This is a genomic window from Streptomyces sp. NPDC051684 (assembly GCF_044453445.1).
Classification (GTDB): domain Bacteria; phylum Actinomycetota; class Actinomycetes; order Streptomycetales; family Streptomycetaceae; genus Streptomyces.
Genome location: NZ_JBITCS010000011.1, coordinates 85,627 through 103,601 on the forward strand (window position 1 = coordinate 85,627; position 17,975 = coordinate 103,601).

Genomic DNA, 17,975 nt, shown 5'->3' on the forward strand with positions numbered 1-17,975 from the left:
GCAGCCGCAACCACAGCACGGAGCACACGTGAGCACGGGCACCGGATCAGGGACAGGGCCAGGCACGGAACCAGGCGCGGGCACGGCCCCGGAGACCGGCGCGGAATCCGGCGCGGGCGCGGACACCGGCACGGGCACGGGCACGGAAACCGGCACGGACGCGGACTCCGGCGCGGCCGCCGGCAAGTCCGTCGAGGCGCCGGGCGTCCCCGACGCCGCCATCCCCGAGCTGGTGATCATCTCCGGGATGTCGGGCGCGGGCCGCTCCACGGCGGCGAAGTGCCTGGAGGACCTCGGCTGGTTCGTCGTCGACAACCTGCCACCCGCGCTGATCCCCACCATGGTGGAGCTCGGCGCCCGCTCGCAGGGCAACGTCGCGCGGATCGCGGTCGTCGTCGACGTCCGCGGACGTCGCTTCTTCGACAACCTCCGGCAGTCCCTCGCCGACCTGGAGGCCAAGAACGTCACGCGGCGCATCGTCTTCCTGGAGTCCTCCGACGAGGCTCTGGTGCGCCGCTTCGAGTCCGTGCGCCGTCCGCACCCCCTCCAGGGCGACGGCCGGATCGTCGACGGCATCGACGCCGAGCGCGAGCTCCTGCGCGAGCTGCGAGGCGACGCCGACCTGGTCATCGACACCTCCAGCCTCAACGTCCACGAACTGCGCGCCAAGATGGACGCCCAGTTCGCCGGCGAGGAGGAGCCCGAGCTGCGGGCCACCGTCATGTCGTTCGGCTTCAAGTACGGCCTGCCGGTCGACGCCGACCTCGTGGTCGACATGCGCTTCCTGCCGAACCCGCACTGGGTCCCCGAGCTGCGCCCCTTCACCGGGCTCAACGAGGAGGTGTCGAACTACGTCTTCTCGCAGCCCAGCGCCAAGGAATTCCTCGACCGCTACACCGAGCTGCTCCAGCTGATCGCGGCCGGCTACCGCCGTGAGGGCAAGCGCTACGTGACGATCGCCGTGGGCTGCACGGGCGGCAAGCACCGCTCCGTCGCGACCTCCGAGAAGCTCGCCGCCCGCCTCGCCGCGCAGGGCGTCGAGACCGTGGTCGTCCATCGCGACATGGGACGGGAATGACGGGACGCACCCTGCGGCTCACCAGCAGGATCCGCCGCAGAACCTCACCGGTGAAGCCGGGCAAGGGAGCCACACCCAAGGTCGTCGCCCTCGGCGGCGGCATGGGGCTCTCGGCGTCCCTGGCCGCGCTGCGCCGCATCACGAACAACCTCACAGCCGTCGTCACGGTCGCCGACGACGGGGGCTCCAGCGGCCGCCTGCGGGACGAGCTGGGCGTGCTGCCGCCCGGCGACCTGCGCAAGGCGCTGGCGGCGCTGTGCGGGGACGACGACTGGGGCCAGACCTGGGCCCGCGTCATCCAGCACCGCTTCCAGTCCAAGGGCGAGCTGCACGAGCACGCGGTCGGCAATCTGCTGATCGTCGCCCTGTGGGAGCAGCTCGGCGACCATGTGCAGGCCCTGGACCTGGTCGGCAAGCTGCTCGGCGCACAGGGGCGCGTGCTGCCCATGTCCGCCGTCCCGCTGGAGCTCCAGGCCCAGGTCAAGGGGCACGACCCGGAGTGCCCGGACGACATCGAGACGGTCCGCGGACAGGCCACGGTCGCGCTCACCCGCGGCGAGGTCCAGTCCGTGCACGTGGTGCCGCACGACCCGCCGGCCGTCCCGGAGGCGGTCGCCGCGGTGCTCGACGCGGACTGGGTGGTGCTCGGCCCGGGCTCCTGGTTTTCCTCCGTGATTCCGCATCTGCTGGTCCCGGAGTTGCTCGACGCGCTGATCGAGACGAAGGCCCGCAAGGTCCTCTCGCTCAACCTCGCTCCGCAACCCGGAGAAACTGAGGGGTTCTCCCCGCAGCGTCATTTGGAAGTTTTGGGACGACACGCCCCTAAACTCGCCCTGGACGTGGTTTTGGCCGACGAGGCCGCCGTGCCCGATCGTGAGTCCCTGACCGAAACCGCGCATGAGCGTTTCGGTGCCGCGGTCGAGCTGGCGCCGGTGGCCAGGCCCGACGGCACTCCGAGGCACGACCCGGAGCTGTTGGCCGCCGCGTACGACCGTATTTTTCGGATGCATGGAAGGATCGGCCCATGGCGATGACGGCAGCGGTGAAGGACGAGATCTCCCGGCTCCCCGTCACCCGGACCTGCTGCAGGAAGGCCGAGGTCTCGGCCATCCTGCGGTTTGCGGGCGGCCTTCACCTGGTGAGCGGCCGCATCGTGATCGAGGCGGAGCTGGACACCGCGATGGCCGCACGGCGGCTCAAGCGGGACATTCTCGAGATCTTCGGGCACAGCTCGGAGCTGATCGTGATGGCGCCCGGCGGGCTGCGCCGCGGCTCGCGGTTCGTTGTACGAGTGGTGGCGGGCGGCGACCAGCTGGCCCGTCAGACGGGTCTGGTGGACGGCCGCGGCCGGCCGATCCGGGGCCTGCCGCCCCAGGTGGTCTCGGGGGCCACCTGTGACGCGGAGGCGGCCTGGCGCGGCGCGTTCCTGGCGCACGGCTCGCTGACCGAGCCGGGGCGCTCCAGCTCGCTGGAGGTGACGTGCCCGGGCCCCGAGGCGGCCCTCGCGCTGGTCGGCGCGGCCCGCAGGCTGCAGATCGCGGGCAAGGCCCGTGAGGTGCGCGGCGTGGACCGCGTGGTGGTGCGCGACGGCGACGCGATCGGCGCCCTGCTCACCCGTATGGGGGCGCACGAGTCGGTGCTGGCCTGGGAGGAGCGGCGGATGCGCCGCGAGGTGCGCGCCACGGCGAACCGCCTCGCGAACTTCGACGACGCGAACCTGCGCCGCTCGGCCCGCGCCGCGGTCGCGGCCGGCGCCCGGGTGCAGCGCGCCCTGGAGATCCTCGCGGACGACGTGCCCGAGCACCTCGCCGCGGCCGGACGGCTGCGCATGGAGCACAAGCAGGCATCCCTGGAGGAGCTGGGCGCGCTCGCCGACCCGCCGCTGACCAAGGACGCCGTCGCGGGCCGGATCCGCCGCCTGCTGGCCATGGCGGACAAGCGGGCCCAGGACCTCGGCATCCCCGGCACGGAGTCCAACATCACGGAGGACATGGCGGAGGAGATGACCGAGGAGATGGCACAGAGCCTCGCGGAGAACATGGCGGGCTGACCCGCGGCACCTCCTCGACGAGCCGGTGGCGGCGCCCCAAAGGGCGCCGCCACCGGCTTTTCCCTGTCTGTGAACGGGCGTTGAGGCCCCCTTGACTTGACCATGAACGGTCACGAGTCTGGCGCTTGTTCGCTTCTGCGGCATCGCGCCACAACCGTGGCAGACAACTGCAAGGGGGGCTCATGCGACGAAGTGTGGGACGAAGAACGGAACACACTGGGAACGGGGCGGGACGACGAGCGAGATCGATCCTCGCTGTCGGAGCGCTCGTCCTGGGGGTGGGAGGCGCCGCACTGGCGCCCGTCGCCCACGCGGACGACGACCCGGCGAAGAGCAGTGCAGGCGCGGACGCCGTCAAGGTGTTCCGCGCCGAGGTGTCGAAGGACCAGATACCGCTGCTCCTCCAGGCGGGCCAGGACAGCCACGAACTGAGTGAGCAGGCGCCGGACAAGGGCACCGCTAAGGTCGAGGTCTACCTCACCGACAAGCAGGCCGAGGGCCTTCGCAAGAAGGGCGTCGAGCTCACCGAGCACAAGCTGACCGCCAAGGCCACGGCCCGCGTGAAGGCCGCGGGCGACGGGGTCTTCCGCCCGTACAGCGGCAAGGGCGGCCTCCAGGAGGAGATCCTGCGCACCGGCCAGGAGCACCCCGACCTCACCAAGGTCGTCTCCATCGGCAAGACGGTCCAGGGCCAGGACATCCTCGCGCTCAAGCTCAGCAAGAACGCCAAGAAGACCAAGGACGGCGCGAAGCCGTCCGTGCTCTACATGTCGAACCAGCACGCGCGCGAGTGGATCACCCCGGAGACGACCCGCCGCCTGATGCACCACTACGTGGACAACTACTCCAAGGACGCGCGCATCAAGAAGCTCGTCGACTCCACGGAGATGTGGTTCGTCCTCTCCGCGAACCCCGACGGCTACGACTGGACGTTCAAGGACGCGGCCAACCGCCAGTGGCGCAAGAACATGCGCGACAACAACGGCGACGGAAAGATCACCACCGGCGACGGCGTCGACCTCAACCGCAACTTCGCCTACAAGTGGGGCTACGACGACGAGGGTTCGTCACCCGAGCCCGCCAACCAGACCTACCGCGGCGCGAGCCCGAACTCCGAGCCGGAGACCAAGGCCGTCGACGCCTTCGAGAAGCGCGTCGGCTTCGACTACGCCATCAACTACCACTCCGCCGCCGAACTGCTGCTCTACGGAGTGGGCTGGCAGGTCGCCACGCCGACCCCGGACGACGTGCTCTACAAGGCGCTCGCCGGCACCCCGGAGAAGTCCGCGATACCCGGCTACCACCCGCAGGTCTCCTCGGAGCTGTACACGACGAACGGCGAGGCCGACGGGCACGCCGGCAACGTCAACGGCGTCTCGATGTTCACCCCCGAGATGAGCACCTGCCAGACGGCGTCGAACGTCGACCCCAACGACGCCTGGAACCCCGGCGACTGCGCGTCGGTCTTCACGTTCCCGGACGACGAGAAGCTCATCCAGGCCGAGTTCGAAAAGAACATCCCCTTCGCGCTCTCCGTCGCCGAGACCGCCTCGCACCCGGACCAGCCGTCGTCATCGGTCGGCATGGAGGCGCCCGACTTCACCCCGGCGAAGTTCACCACTTCGTACGCGCGCGGTGCCGACCAGGAAGTCTCCGTGATCGCACGGAAGTCGGTGCGTGACAAGGAGCTGAACTACCGCATCAATGGCGGCCGTTCGCACGACGAGGAATTGCGGGCCTGGAAGGGCGGCGAGACCTACGGAGGCGACGACAATCTGCACTTCGACGCCTATCGGGCGAAGGTCGAGGACGCCGATGTGGGCGACAAGGTGGAGGTGTGGTTCACGGGGCGGACGAAATCCGGAAAGCGCACAAGTAGCGAGCACTTCACCTACACCGTCGCCGCACGCGACAAGGGAGACACCCTTGTCGTCGCCGAGAACGACGCCGCGGGTGTGCAGACGGGCGCCTACGTGGACGCGCTCAAGGCGGCGGGCCGCTCCCCGGTCGTCTGGAACGTCGCGGAGCAGGGCGCTCCCGACCCCCTCGCGGTCCTCGGCCACTTCAAGGCGGTCGTCCACTACACGAGCGCGGACCGGCCGGCCCTCGCCACCCAACTCGCCGTCCGCGACTACCTGAACGAGGGCGGCAAGCTCGTCGAGGCCGGTGAGAAGGCGGGCGGCTCCGTCGACATCGGCGACACCACGACGAACGACTTCAGCCAGTACTACCTGGGCGCCTACTCGCGCACGGCCTCTCCCGTGGCGACCCGCTTCGACAGCTCCGGCGCCCTCGACGGGATCGCCGCGACGCTCGGCGACGCCCCCGGCAACCCGCTGAACGGCGCGGGTCTGTACGAGGCGACCTCGGCCACGCTGCCGCAGTTCACCAGCGCGGGAGCGGGCCAGTACGAGGGCGCGGGCATGGCGGCGGCCGTCCACACGGACGACGCGTACAAGCGCCTGACCCGCACCATCGACCTCACCCAGGTCACCGCCGCCCAGCAGCCCATGCTGCGGATGCAGCTCCTGTGGGACACCGAGCCGGGCTACGACCACGCGATCCTGGAGGCGCACACCACCGGCGCGGAGGACTGGACGACCCTGCCCGACCGGGACGGCTACACGTCGAACAAGGTGCCCACCGAGTGCGAGGCCGGGTTCTTCATCCAGGACCACCCGGCGCTCACCCGCTACCTGACGCCGGACGGCGCCGCCTGCGGCAACACCGGCACCTCGGGCCAGTGGAACAGCCTCACCGGCTCCTCGGACGACTGGAAGACGGTCACGTACGACCTGAGCGCCTACGCGGGGAAGACCGTCGAGGTGTCCCTGAGCTACGTGAGCGACCCCGGCACCGGAGGCGAGGGCGTGCGCGCCGACAACGCCTCCGTCGTCATCGGGGGACAGGCCACCGAGACCGAGGACTTCGAGACGTCGCTGGGCGTCTGGAAGGTGCCCGGGCCGCCCGCGGGCAGCCCGCCCGCCGTGAAGGACTGGGCGCTCGCCAAGGACCTGTTCACGACCTACGGGGCGATCCGCACTCCGGACACGGTGCTGCTCGGATTCGGCCTTGAACATGTCACCGCGGCCGCCGATCGAAATGCGCTCATCCGAAAGGCCCTGCGCTCAATTAGCGACTGAACGGGGTCTGAATTACCCGCGAAATACACGGCGGCCCGTACGTTACTCGCCAGTACGGGCCGCTGTGCCCTACATAGAGTCGCTCGATGTCACCCCAAGGCTTTATGGGAGGTAGGGTCGGAGGCGGTCGGGGACATCCCAAATAAATCTCGCCGGCGTCGATACTCCGGCGTACCAACGAGGAGATCGGTTCGTGACGATCCGCGTAGGCATCAACGGCTTTGGCCGCATCGGTCGCAATTATTTCCGCGCCCTCCTTGACCAGGGTGCAGACATCGAGATCGTGGCTGTCAACGACCTGGGTGACACCGCGACCACCGCACACCTCCTGAAGTACGACACCATCCTGGGCCGCCTCAAGGCCGAGGTGTCGCACACCGAGGACACCATCACGGTCGACGGCCACACCATCAAGGTGCTGTCCGAGCGCAACCCCGCCGACATCCCGTGGGGCCAGCTGGGCGTTGACATCGTGATCGAGTCCACGGGCATCTTCACGAAGAAGGCGGACGCCGAGAAGCACATCGCCGGCGGCGCCAAGAAGGTCCTCATCTCGGCTCCGGCCAAGGACGAGGACATCACCATCGTGATGGGCGTCAACCAGGACCAGTACGACCCGGCGAAGCACAACGTCATCTCCAACGCGTCGTGCACCACCAACTGTGTGGCGCCGATGGCGAAGGTGCTCGACGAGAACTTCGGCATCGTCAAGGGCCTCATGACGACGGTCCACGCGTACACGAACGACCAGCGCATCCTGGACTTCCCGCACAGCGACCTGCGCCGCGCGCGGGCCGCCGCGGAGAACATCATTCCGACCACGACGGGTGCCGCCAAGGCCACCGCCCTGGTCCTGCCGCAGCTCAAGGGCAAGCTCGACGGCATCGCGATGCGCGTCCCGGTCCCGACCGGCTCGGCCACCGACCTGGTCGTCGACCTGCAGCGCGAGGTCACCAAGGACGAGGTCAACGCCGCGTTCAAGAAGGCCGCCGACGACGGCGCCCTCAAGGGCATCCTGTACTACACCGAGGACCCGATCGTGTCCTCGGACATCGTCAGCGACCCGGCCTCCTGCACCTTCGACTCCTCCCTGACCATGGTCCAGGAGGGCAAGACGGTGAAGATCCTCGGCTGGTACGACAACGAGTGGGGCTACTCCAACCGTCTCGTCGACCTCACGGTCTTCGTCGGCGGCCAGCTCTGAACCTCTAAGGTTCTGGAGCAGCAAGGCACTCAGATGTGAGCGAAGGGTCCGGACCCGCGCGATGCCGCGCGACAGTCCGGACCCTTCGCGCGTCAGCCGCCACGGCTCAGCCTTCAAGGCTCGCCCTTCTCGAAAACGTGCACGACCAGCCCTCTCAAGGAGCCCATCCATGAAGACGATTGAGGAACTTCTCGCCGAAGGGGTCGACGGGAAGCGGGTGTTCGTCCGCGCCGACCTCAACGTGCCGCTGGCCGACGGCCTCATCACCGACGACGGCCGCATCCGCGCCGTCCTGCCCACCGTGCAGGCCCTCGTCGGCGCCGGCGCGAAGGTGATCGTCGCCTCCCACCTGGGCCGCCCCAAGGGCGCCCCGGACCCGCAGTTCTCCCTGCTGCCCGCCGCCGAGCGCCTCGGCGAGTTGCTCGGCAAGCCGGTGGCCTTCGCCCAGGACACGGTCGGCCCCGCGGCCAACGAGGCCGTGGACGGCCTGGAGCCCGGCCAGGTCGCCGTCATCGAGAACCTGCGCTTCAACGCCGGCGAGACCAGCAAGGACGACGCGGAGCGCGGCGACTTCGCCGAGCAGCTCGCGAACCTCGCGGACGTCTACGTGGGCGACGGCTTCGGCGCCGTGCACCGCAAGCACGCCTCCGTGTACGACCTGCCGAAGCGGCTGCCGCACTACGCCGGCTACCTCATCGCCACCGAGGTCGGCGTCCTCAAGAAGCTCACCCAGGACGTCAAGCGCCCCTACGTGGTCGCGCTCGGCGGCGCCAAGGTCTCCGACAAGCTGGCCGTCATCGACCAGCTGCTCGGCAAGGCCGACCGTCTCCTCATCGGTGGCGGCATGGCGTACACCTTCCTCAAGGCCAAGGGCTACGAGGTCGGCATCTCGCTCCTCCAGGAGGACCAGATCCCGACCGTGACCGAGTACATGGCGCGCGCCGAGAAGAACGGCGTGGAGCTCGTGCTCCCGGTCGACGTCCTGGTCTCGGCCGAGTTCCCGGACCTCAAGGGCAAGACCCCGGCCAACCCCTCGACCGTCGCCGCGGACGCCATCCCGGCCGACCAAGAGGGCCTGGACATCGGCCCGGAGACCCGCAAGCTGTACGCCTCGAAGCTCGCCGACGCCGAGACCGTCTTCTGGAACGGCCCGATGGGCGTCTTCGAGCACCCCGACTACGCCGAGGGCACCAAGGCGGTCGCCCAGGCCCTCATCGACGCTCCCGGCTTCACCGTGGTGGGCGGCGGAGACTCCGCCGCCGCGGTCCGTACCCTGGGCTTCGACGAGAAGGCATTCGGCCACATCTCGACCGGCGGTGGCGCCTCCCTCGAGTACCTCGAGGGCAAGACGCTGCCCGGTCTCGCCGCACTGGAGGACTGACCCCGCATGACTGCTCCCGTACAGGGCCGCACGCCGCTGATGGCGGGCAACTGGAAGATGAACCTCAACCACCTCGAGGCCATCGCGCACGTCCAGAAGCTCGCTTTCGCTCTCGCGGACAAGGACTACGACGCCGTCGAGGTCGCCGTCCTGCCGCCGTTCACCGACCTGCGCTCCGTGCAGACGCTGGTCGACGGCGACAAGCTGAAGATCAAGTACGGTGCCCAGGACGTGTCGGCGCACGACTCCGGCGCGTACACCGGTGAGATCTCGGGCCCGATGCTCGCCAAGCTGAAGTGCACCTTCGTGGCGATCGGCCACTCGGAGCGCCGCCAGTACCACGACGAGACGGACGAGATCGTCAACGGCAAGGTGAAGGCCGCGTACAAGCACGGCCTCACGCCGATCCTGTGCGTCGGTGAGGAGCTGGACGTCCGCGAGGCGGGCAACCACGTCTCCCACACGCTCAGCCAGGTCGAGGGCGGCCTCAAGGACCTGCCCGCCGAGCAGGCCGAGACCATCGTCATCGCCTACGAGCCCGTGTGGGCCATCGGTACCGGCAAGGTGTGCGGCGCCGACGACGCGCAGGAGGTCTGCGCGGCCATCCGCGGCAAGCTCGCCGACCTGTACTCGCAGGACGTCGCCGACAAGATCCGCATCCAGTACGGCGGCTCCGTGAAGTCCGGGAACGTCGCGGAGATCATGGCCAAGCCCGACATCGACGGCGCGCTGATCGGCGGCGCCTCGCTGGACGCGGACGAGTTCGTCAAGATCGTTCGCTTCCACGAGCAGTGATCGGAGCAGCGAGTAGGCGCTAGGCGCCATACGTCGTACCCTTGCGGGGCCGAGGCTCTTTGCCGAGCTTCGGCTCCGTCGTCCCAAGAAGTCCGACAAATAAGTCCGAGGAAGTTGGTCCAGCCGTGGTTATGGGGTTCTCGATCGCCCTGATCGTCTTCAGCCTGCTGCTGATGCTCCTTGTGCTGATGCACAAGGGAAAGGGTGGCGGCCTCTCCGACATGTTCGGTGGCGGCATGCAGTCCTCCGTCGGCGGCTCCTCGGTTGCCGAGCGGAACCTCGACCGGATCACGATCGTGGTCGGTCTCCTGTGGTTCGCGTGCATCGTTGTGCTCGGCATTCTGATGAAGATCAACAACTGACTTTCGGGATCCGGCCTCGTGGGTCGGCCCGCCACAACCGCATATCTCTCACGTAAAGCCCCATGTTCGGTACGCGCTCAACAACGCGGCCTATCATGGGGCTTGCGTCTGGGGAGCGATGTAACTCCAAGCACTGGACGCGCGTTGGGCCTTACGTAGACTGAGGCGCTCCGCGGCGAAGCTCGAACGCCGACACGCTTCGCGGCACCATTACGCAGGGAGTTACGACCGTGGCAAGTGGCAACGCGATCCGAGGAAGTCGGGTCGGGGCGGGGCCGATGGGCGAGGCCGAGCGCGGCGAGTCCGCGCCGCGCCTGCGCATCTCCTTCTGGTGCTCGAACGGGCACGAGACGCAGCCGAGCTTCGCCTCCGACGCGCAGGTGCCGGAGACCTGGGACTGTCCGCGCTGCGGATTCCCTGCCGGGCAGGACCGGGACAATCCGCCGGATCCGCCGCGTACGGAGCCGTACAAGACGCATCTCGCGTATGTGCGGGAGCGGCGCAGTGATGCGGATGGTGAGGCGATTTTGGCGGAGGCGCTTGCGAAGTTGCGGGGCGAGATCTGAGGCGTGTCTCGTTGCGGGCGCCGGGGTTGCGGCCGCGGGGCTCTGCCCCGGGCCCCGCTGCTCAAGCGCCGGCGGGGCTTGAAAGATCGGGGCTCCGCCCCGGGCCCCGCGCCTCAAGCGCCGGCGGGGCTTGAAAGATCGGCTCTGCGCGGGACCCCGCTGCTCAAGCGCCGGCGGGGCTTGAAAGATCGGGCTGAGGTGGTTACAGCCGGCCGCGGCAGCAGGGACTGCTCGGCGGCGAACAGCGGGATGTGTGACGTCAACTCCCTGATCGTGTCCGCTCGTTCGGGTGAGTCCAGCACCTCGACTGCATAGGCAGCCGGACCGCGCCCCCGCGAGCGAGGGCCTCCCGCCCCACGTCCGTGCCGTCTACGGCCTCGGTGACGCGCTGCGCGACATCACGTCCGGATCGAACGGGCCCGGGGGGCGCCCGCGGCCGGCATCGGCGAGGCGCTCGACGCCGAGGAGTAGGGCGCCCCGGCGGGGTCCGCTCCGCTCCGCAGGAGAGGACCCCGCCGATCCCTTAGGTTGGGATTCGGCAGCGCGGTACTGCGCTCACGTGCACACGTACGAGAGAAGGCTGAAGTCCGACATGAACGCGTTCGACGCCCAAGCCGGAAGCCGTCCGCGGCTCACTCAGACGCCCGCCTGGCAGGCGCTGGCCAAGCACCGGGAGCAGCTCGCCGGTACGGGGCTGCGCGAGCTGTTCGACGCCGAGCCCGGACGCGGGTCCGCGTACACGCTCCAGGTCGGTGACCTGCACGTCGACTACTCGAAGCACCTGGTCACCGAGGAGACGCTGCGGCTGCTGCGCGAGCTGGCCGCCGCGACCGACGTGTTCGGCCTGCGCGACGCCATGGTCCGCGGCGAGAAGATCAACACGACCGAGGACCGGGCCGTCCTGCACACCGCGCTGCGCGCCCCGCGCGACGCCGTGATCGAGGTCGACGGCGAGAACGTGGTGCCGGACGTGCACGCCGTGCTCGACAAGATGGCCGCCTTCGCCGACCGCGTCAGGTCGGGGGAGTGGACCGGGCACACCGGAAAGCCCATCAAGAACGTCGTGAACATCGGCATCGGCGGCTCCGACCTCGGCCCCGCGATGGCGTACGAGGTGCTGCGCTCCTTCACCGACCGCGCGCTCACCGTCCGCTTCGTGTCGAACGTCGACGGGGCGGACCTGCACGAGGCCGTACGGGACCTGGACCCGGCCGAGACGCTGTTCGTCATCGCCTCGAAGACCTTCACCACGATCGAGACGATCACCAACGCGACGTCCGCGCGCAACTGGCTGCTCACCGAGCTGAGGGCCGGTCAGGAAGCCGTCGCCAAGCACTTCGTGGCGCTGTCGACGAACGCCGAGAAGGTGTCGGAGTTCGGCATCGACACGGCCAACATGTTCGAGTTCTGGGACTGGGTCGGCGGACGCTACTCGTACGACTCCGCGATCGGCCTGGCGCTGATGATCGCCATCGGCCCGGACGCGTTCCGCCAGATGCTCGACGGGTTCCACCTCGTCGACGAGCACTTCCGCACGGCGCCCGCCGAGTCCAACGTGCCTTTGCTGATGGGCCTGTTGGGCATCTGGTACGGCAACTTCCACGACGCCCAGTCGCACGCCGTGCTGCCGTACTCGCACTACCTCTCCAAGTTCACGGCGTACCTCCAGCAGCTCGACATGGAGTCCAACGGCAAGTACGTGCAGCGCGACGGCGAGGAGGTCGGCTGGCAGACCGGGCCGGTCGTCTGGGGCACGCCCGGCACCAACGGGCAGCACGCCTACTACCAACTCATCCACCAGGGAACGAAGTTGATCCCGGCCGACTTCATCGGCTTCGCCGAACCCGTCGCCGATCTGCTGCCGGGGCTCGTCGCCCAGCACGACCTCCTGATGGCCAACTTCTTCGCGCAGACCCAGGCCCTCGCGTTCGGCAGGACGCCCGACGAGGTGCGCGCCGAAGGGGTGCCGGAGGAGCTGGTGCCGCACAAGACGTTCAAGGGCAACCACCCGACGACCACGATCTTGGCGAAGAACCTCACGCCGTCCGTGCTCGGGCAACTGGTCGCCCTCTACGAGCACAAGGTGTTCGTGCAGGGCGCCGTGTGGAACATCGACTCCTTCGACCAGTGGGGCGTCGAGCTCGGCAAGGTGCTCGCCAAGCGCGTCGAGCCGGCGCTCACCGAGGGCGCCGAGGTGCCGGGGCTCGACGGGTCGACGACGGCGCTGGTCGCGAAGTACCGGGAGCTGCGGGGACGTTAAGCATTATTGGGGTGCGCAAAGTCCTTCCGGCGGGTGAGACTGCCCGTCCGTGACCCAGCCGGGAGGCAGCCCCCTGATGACCAACGGCCAGCTCATGTCGGCACTCGCCGACCCCGAACGACTCAGGCTCTACGCGCGCATCGTCCTCGACGACCTGCCGCCCCGCGAGGCCGACTCCCCGGTGGCCCGCAAGCACCTCGGCAAGCTGATCGCCGCGGGACTCGTCCAGCGCCTCGACGACGGCTCGCTGCGGGCCGGTCCCGAGATCTTCCGCCACCACCGGGCCGCCGACTCCACCACGGGGGTGCCCCGCCACCTCACCGGGTTCTTCTCCCGGGGCCGCCTCACCGCCATACCGGTACGCCCGACCGTCCGGCACGACCTCCTCGTCCACCTCACGGGCACCCTCTTCGACGCCGAGCGCACCTACAGCGAGCGCGAGGTCAACGAGGCGCTGCGCACGGTCCACGACGACACGGCCGCGCTGCGCCGCTACTGCGTCATCGACGGCCTGCTCGTACGCGAGAAGGACGGCTCGGACTACCGGGTGCCGCAGCACGCGTAGGGCCCCACTTCTTAAGAAGCGGGGCCCATGTGCCTACGTGAGGCGTCGTTACGCGACGGCCGGCGGATACAGCTCCGGCGGCAGCTGCGAGGCCGCGGCCGCGTCGAGCAGCCACAGCGTGCGCGAGCGACCGTACGCGCCCGCCGCCGGGGCCTGGATCTCGCCCGCGCCGGACAGCGCGATCGCGGCGGCCCGCGCCTTGTCCTCGCCCGCGGCGAGCAGCCACACCTCGCGTGCGGCCCGGATCGCCGGGAGCGTGAGCGTGGTGCGGGTCGGCGGGGGCTTGGGGGCGCCGTGCACGCCGACGACCGTGCGCTCCGTCTCGCGGACCGCCGGGAGCTCCGGGAAGAGGGAGGCGACGTGCGTGTCCGGGCCGACGCCGAGCATCAGGACGTCGAAGGTCGGCACGGGGCCGTGGTCCTCGGGCCCCGCGGCGTTGGCGAGTTCGGCCGCGTACGCCTCGGCCGCGGCGTCCGCCTCGAAGGGACCGTCCGACGCGGGCATGGGGTGCACGCGCGCGGGGTCCAGCGGCACCGCGTCGAGCAGGGCCTCCTTCGCCTGCGTGTAGTTGCGCTCGGGGTCGCCGTCCGGCAGGAAGCGCTCGTCGCCCCACCACAGGTCGATGCGGCCCCAGTCGATCGCGTCGCGGGCGGGCGCCGCCTTCAGCGCCGCCAGCAGTCCGTTGCCATTGCGGCCGCCCGTCAGGACGACGGAGGCGGAGCCGCGGGCGGACTGGGCGTCGACGATCTTGGTGATCAGCCGGGCCGCGGCCGCCTGCGCCATCAGCTCCTTGTCGCGGTGGACGACGAGTTGGGGTGCTGCACTCACTTGTCTGCGCTCACTTCGTCGTTGCCTTCTTGGCCGGAGCCTTCTTGGCAGGGGCCTTCTTGGCCGGTGCCTTCTTCGCGGCCGCCTTCTGGGCGGGCGCCGCCGCGGGAGCGGCCGAGGCCGCCGACGACACCGAATCCGGCACCGTCTTCTGCTCCTCGGGCTCGCCAAGACGGTCCACGCCGAACCGCAGCGCGGCCGCGTACGTGTCGTCCGGGTCGAGGCGGCGCAGCTCCTCCGCGATCAGCTCGGACGTCTCGCGGCGCTTGAGCGCGACCGCGCGGTCCGGCTGGCCCTGGATGGAGAGCGTGGCGAGGGTGCCGTCGGCCCGGTCGAGGACGATCGGGCCGCAGGTGGACTCCATGCGTACGCCGGTCAGGCCCGGGCCCGCCGACAGACTGCGCCGCACCGGGACGTCGAGCCGGTCCGCGAGCCACATCGCGAGCAGCTCGCAGCTCGGGTTGAACTCCTCGCCCTCGACCTCGACCGAGGTGACGTCGCAGGTCACCTGGTCGAGCGCGGCGGCCAGCATGGAGCGCCACGGCGTGATCCGGGTCCACGACAGGTCCGTGTCGCCGGGGGCGTAGGACTCGGCCCTGGCCTCCAGCTCGTGGACCGGCTGCTCGGCCGCGTAGGTGTCCGTGACGCGGCGCTGGGCGAGCGCGCCGAGCGGGTCGTTCGCGGGGTCCAGCGGCGCGTCCACGGGCCACCAGACGACCGTGGGGGCGTCCGGAAGCAGCAGCGGGAGCACGACGGACTGGGCGTGGTTGACGACCTCGCCGTACAGGCGCAGGACGACGGTCTCGCCGGTGCCCGCCTCGGCGCCGACCCGCACCTCGGCGTCGAGCCGGGACTTCGTGCGGTCGCGGGGCGAGCGGGAGACGCGCTTGATGACCACGAGGGTGCGCGAGGGGTGCTCGCGCGAGGCCTCGTTGGCGGCCTTCAGGGCGTCGTAGGCGTTCTCCTCGTCGGTGACGATGACGAGGGTGAGCACCATGCCGACGGCGGGTGTGCCGATGGCGCGGCGGCCCTTGACGAGCGCCTTGTTGATCTTGCTGGAGGTGGTGTCCGTGAGATCGATCTTCATGGCCGGCGCCAGCTCCGTCCGTCTCGTGCGAGCATTTCGTCCGCCTCGGCGGGCCCCCACGTGCCGGACGGGTACTGCGCGGGCCTGCCGTGCTTGTCCCAGTACTGCTCGATCGGGTCGAGGATGTTCCAGGACAGCTCGACCTCCTCCGTGCGCGGGAAGAGGTTGGCGTCGCCCAGCAGGACGTCCAGGATCAGCCGCTCGTACGCCTCGGGGCTCGACTCCGTGAAGGACTCGCCGTACGCGAAGTCCATCGAGACGTCGCGGATCTCCATCGACGTGCCCGGCACCTTGGAGCCGAAGCGGACCGTGATGCCCTCGTCCGGCTGGACGCGGATCACGATCGCGTTCTGGCCCAGCTCCTCCGTCGCCGTGTGGTCGAAGGGGGAGTGCGGCGCCCGCTGGAAGACGACGGCGATCTCGGTGACGCGTCGCCCGAGCCGCTTGCCCGTGCGCAGGTAGAAGGGCACGCCCGCCCAGCGGCGGTTGTCGACCTCCAGCTTCACGGCCGCGTACGTGTCGGTCTTCGACTTGGGGTCGATGCCGTCTTCCTGGAGATAGCCGACGGCCTTCTCACCGCCCTGCCACCCGGCCGCGTACTGCGCGAACACCGTGTCCTTGCCGATGTCCTTCGGCAGCTTCACGGCGCCGAGGACCTTGGCCTTCTCGGCGACGAGCGCGTCGGCGTCGAAGGAGGCGGGCTCCTCCATCGCGGTCAGCGCCATCAGCTGGAGGAGGTGGTTCTGGATGACGTCGCGGGCGGCGCCGATGCCGTCGTAGTAGCCGGCACGGCCGCCGATGCCGATGTCCTCGGCCATCGTGATCTGGATGTGGTCGACGTACGACCGGTTCCAGATCGGCTCGAACATCTGGTTCGCGAAGCGCAGCGCCAGGATGTTCTGGACCGTCTCCTTGCCGAGGTAGTGGTCGATCCGGAACACCTGGTCCGGGTCGAACACCTCGTGCACGATCGCGTTCAGCTCCTTGGCCGAGGCGAGGTCGTGGCCGAACGGCTTCTCGATGACGGCGCGCCGCCAGGAGTCGTTCGAGCCGTCCGCGAGGCCGTGCTTCTTGAGCTGCTGCACGACCTGCGGGAAGAACTTGGGGGGTACGGAGAGGTAGAACGCGAAGTTGCCGCCCGTGCCCTGCGACTTGTCCAGGTCGTTGATGGTCGCCTTGAGCTGCTCGAACGCGTCGTCGTCGTCGAAGTTGCCCTGGACGAAGCGCATCCCCTGGATGAGCTGCTGCCAGACCTCCTCGCGGAACGGCGTGCGGGCGTGCTGCTTGACCGCGTCGTGCACTTCCTGCGCGAAGTCCTCGTCCTGCCACTCACGCCGGGCGAACCCGATGAGCGAGAAGCCGGGCGGGAGCAGACCCCGGTTCGCGAGGTCGTAAACGGCAGGCATCAGCTTCTTACGGGACAAATCGCCCGTGACGCCGAAGATCACCAGACCCGACGGCCCCGCGATGCGCGGGAGCCGTCGGTCTGCGGCGTCACGGAGCGGATTGCTGTTCGCTCCGTGTGCGGTCAAGGGATCAGCCCTCCGAGGGGGCGAGGCGCTTGAGCTCCGCCTCGGTCGACTTCAGCAGGTCGTTCCAGGACGCCTCGAACTTGTCGACGCCCTCGTCCTCCAGAAGCTGCACGACCTCGTCGTAGGAGATCCCCAGCTTCTCGACGGCCTCGATCTCCTTGCGGGACTGGTCGTACGTGCCCGCGATCGTGTTCCCGGTGATCTGCCCGTGGTCGGCCGTCGACTCGAGGGTGGCCTCCGGCATGGTGTTCACCGTGCCGGGCGCGACCAGGTCGTCGACGTACAGGGTGTCCTTGTACGCCTTGTCCTTGACGCCGGTCGAGGCCCACAGCGGACGCTGCTTGTTGGCCTGCGCCTTGTCGAGCGCGGCCCAGCGGTCCGAGGAGAAGACCTCCTCGAACGCCTCGTAGGCGAGCCGCGCGTTGGCCAGGCCGGCCTTGCCGCGCGCCGCCTTGGCATCGTCCGTGCCGAGCGCGTCGATCCGCTTGTCGATCTCGGTGTCCACGCGGGACACGAAGAACGAGGCGACCGAGTGGATCGTCGACAGGTCCAGGCCCTTGGCCTTCGCCTTCTCAAGGCCGGCGAGGTAGGCGTCCATGACCTCGCGGTAGCGCTCGAGGGAGAAGATCAGCGTCACGTTCACGCTGATGCCGTTGCCGATCGTCTCGGTGATCGCGGGCAGGCCCGCCCTGGTCGCCGGGATCTTGATCAGCGTGTTCGGCCGGTCCACCAGCCACGCGAGCTGGCGTGCCTCGGCGACCGTCGCCCTGGTGTTGTGCGCCAGGCGCGGGTCGACCTCGATCGACACGCGGCCGTCCTGGCCGCCCGTCGCGTCGAAGACCGGGCGCAGGATGTCGGCGGCGTCGCGGACGTCCGCCGTCGTGATCATGCGGATGGCCTCTTCGACGGTGACCTTCCGGGCGGCGAGGTCAGCGAGCTGCTGGTCGTAGCCGTCGCCCTGCGAGATCGCCTTCTGGAAGATCGACGGGTTGGTCGTGACGCCCACGACGTGCTGCTCGTCGATCAGTTCGGCGAGGTTGCCGGACGTGATCCGCTTGCGCGACAGGTCGTCCAGCCAGATCGCGACGCCTTCCTCGGAGAGGCGCTTCAGTGCGTCTGTCATG

The 17,975-nt window shown here is 69.5% G+C and carries 15 protein-coding genes; 11 read left to right on the plus strand and 4 right to left on the minus strand.

Translation table 11 applies throughout. The annotated features are described in order from the left end of the window. Window positions 1–28 precede the first annotated feature (28 nt). The 11 genes from rapZ to ACIA8D_RS15745 all read left to right on the plus strand — a co-directional run bounded on the left by rapZ (window position 29) and on the right by ACIA8D_RS15745 (window position 13,404). On the plus strand, window positions 29–1,078 hold the full coding sequence (gene rapZ, locus ACIA8D_RS15695; RefSeq protein WP_399232356.1) for an RNase adapter RapZ: 1,050 nt from the start codon (window positions 29–31) through the stop codon (window positions 1,076–1,078). Then, window positions 1,075–2,112 carry a uridine diphosphate-N-acetylglucosamine-binding protein YvcK gene (gene yvcK / locus ACIA8D_RS15700; RefSeq protein WP_399232358.1) on the plus strand — a complete coding sequence of 346 codons (1,038 nt, stop codon included), beginning with the start codon at window positions 1,075–1,077 and terminating at the stop codon, window positions 2,110–2,112. Before rapZ ends, yvcK begins: the two co-directional genes overlap by 4 nt. Next, a complete protein-coding gene (whiA, locus tag ACIA8D_RS15705; protein ID WP_399232360.1) occupies window positions 2,103–3,128 on the plus strand; it encodes a DNA-binding protein WhiA in 1,026 nt (341 codons plus the stop codon). The genes yvcK and whiA overlap by 10 nt, the downstream gene beginning before the upstream one ends. A gap of 182 nt (window positions 3,129–3,310) precedes the next feature. Beyond that, on the plus strand, window positions 3,311–6,271 hold the full coding sequence (locus ACIA8D_RS15710; RefSeq protein WP_399232362.1) for a M14 family zinc carboxypeptidase: 2,961 nt from the start codon (window positions 3,311–3,313) through the stop codon (window positions 6,269–6,271). A 193-nt stretch (window positions 6,272–6,464) separates the two neighbouring features. Then, window positions 6,465–7,475 carry a type I glyceraldehyde-3-phosphate dehydrogenase gene (gene gap / locus ACIA8D_RS15715; RefSeq protein WP_399232363.1) on the plus strand — a complete coding sequence of 337 codons (1,011 nt, stop codon included), beginning with the start codon at window positions 6,465–6,467 and terminating at the stop codon, window positions 7,473–7,475. Between the two features lie 169 nt (window positions 7,476–7,644). Continuing rightward, a complete protein-coding gene (locus tag ACIA8D_RS15720; protein WP_399232365.1) occupies window positions 7,645–8,856 on the plus strand; it encodes a phosphoglycerate kinase in 1,212 nt (403 codons plus the stop codon). Window positions 8,857–8,895: 39 nt separating this feature from the next. Beyond that, entirely contained in the window at window positions 8,896–9,651 is a 756-nt protein-coding gene (gene tpiA, locus ACIA8D_RS15725; RefSeq protein WP_399232579.1) for a triose-phosphate isomerase, read from the plus strand. A gap of 131 nt (window positions 9,652–9,782) precedes the next feature. Next, complete coding sequence (gene secG / locus ACIA8D_RS15730) at window positions 9,783–10,013, plus strand: preprotein translocase subunit SecG (RefSeq protein ID WP_306322637.1); 231 nt, start codon at window positions 9,783–9,785, stop codon at window positions 10,011–10,013. A 230-nt stretch (window positions 10,014–10,243) separates the two neighbouring features. Beyond that, the gene (locus ACIA8D_RS15735) at window positions 10,244–10,579 is read left to right on the plus strand and encodes an RNA polymerase-binding protein RbpA (RefSeq protein ID WP_003976875.1); all 336 of its coding nucleotides are present in this window, start codon (window positions 10,244–10,246) and stop codon (window positions 10,577–10,579) included. A gap of 592 nt (window positions 10,580–11,171) precedes the next feature. Continuing rightward, the gene (gene pgi, locus ACIA8D_RS15740; protein WP_399232581.1) at window positions 11,172–12,839 is read left to right on the plus strand and encodes a glucose-6-phosphate isomerase; all 1,668 of its coding nucleotides are present in this window, start codon (window positions 11,172–11,174) and stop codon (window positions 12,837–12,839) included. Window positions 12,840–12,915: 76 nt separating this feature from the next. Next, a complete protein-coding gene (locus ACIA8D_RS15745) occupies window positions 12,916–13,404 on the plus strand; it encodes a DUF2087 domain-containing protein (protein ID WP_399232367.1) in 489 nt (162 codons plus the stop codon). A 48-nt stretch (window positions 13,405–13,452) separates the two neighbouring features. Here the strand turns inward: ACIA8D_RS15745 and pgl are convergent, their stop codons facing one another. The 4 genes from pgl to tal are packed head-to-tail and all read right to left on the minus strand — an operon-like array spanning window position 13,453 to window position 17,974. Continuing rightward, window positions 13,453–14,232, minus strand: a complete 780-nt coding sequence (gene pgl, locus ACIA8D_RS15750) for a 6-phosphogluconolactonase (protein WP_399232369.1) — start codon at window positions 14,230–14,232, stop codon at window positions 13,453–13,455. Between the two features lie 10 nt (window positions 14,233–14,242). Next, the gene (gene opcA / locus ACIA8D_RS15755) at window positions 14,243–15,319 is read right to left on the minus strand and encodes a glucose-6-phosphate dehydrogenase assembly protein OpcA (protein WP_399232371.1); all 1,077 of its coding nucleotides are present in this window, start codon (window positions 15,317–15,319) and stop codon (window positions 14,243–14,245) included. Then, window positions 15,316–16,851, minus strand: a complete 1,536-nt coding sequence (zwf, locus tag ACIA8D_RS15760) for a glucose-6-phosphate dehydrogenase (protein ID WP_399232373.1) — start codon at window positions 16,849–16,851, stop codon at window positions 15,316–15,318. Before zwf ends, opcA begins: the two co-directional genes overlap by 4 nt. A gap of 4 nt (window positions 16,852–16,855) precedes the next feature. Then, a complete protein-coding gene (tal, locus tag ACIA8D_RS15765; protein WP_399232375.1) occupies window positions 16,856–17,974 on the minus strand; it encodes a transaldolase in 1,119 nt (372 codons plus the stop codon). Between the last annotated feature and the right edge of the window lies 1 nt (window position 17,975).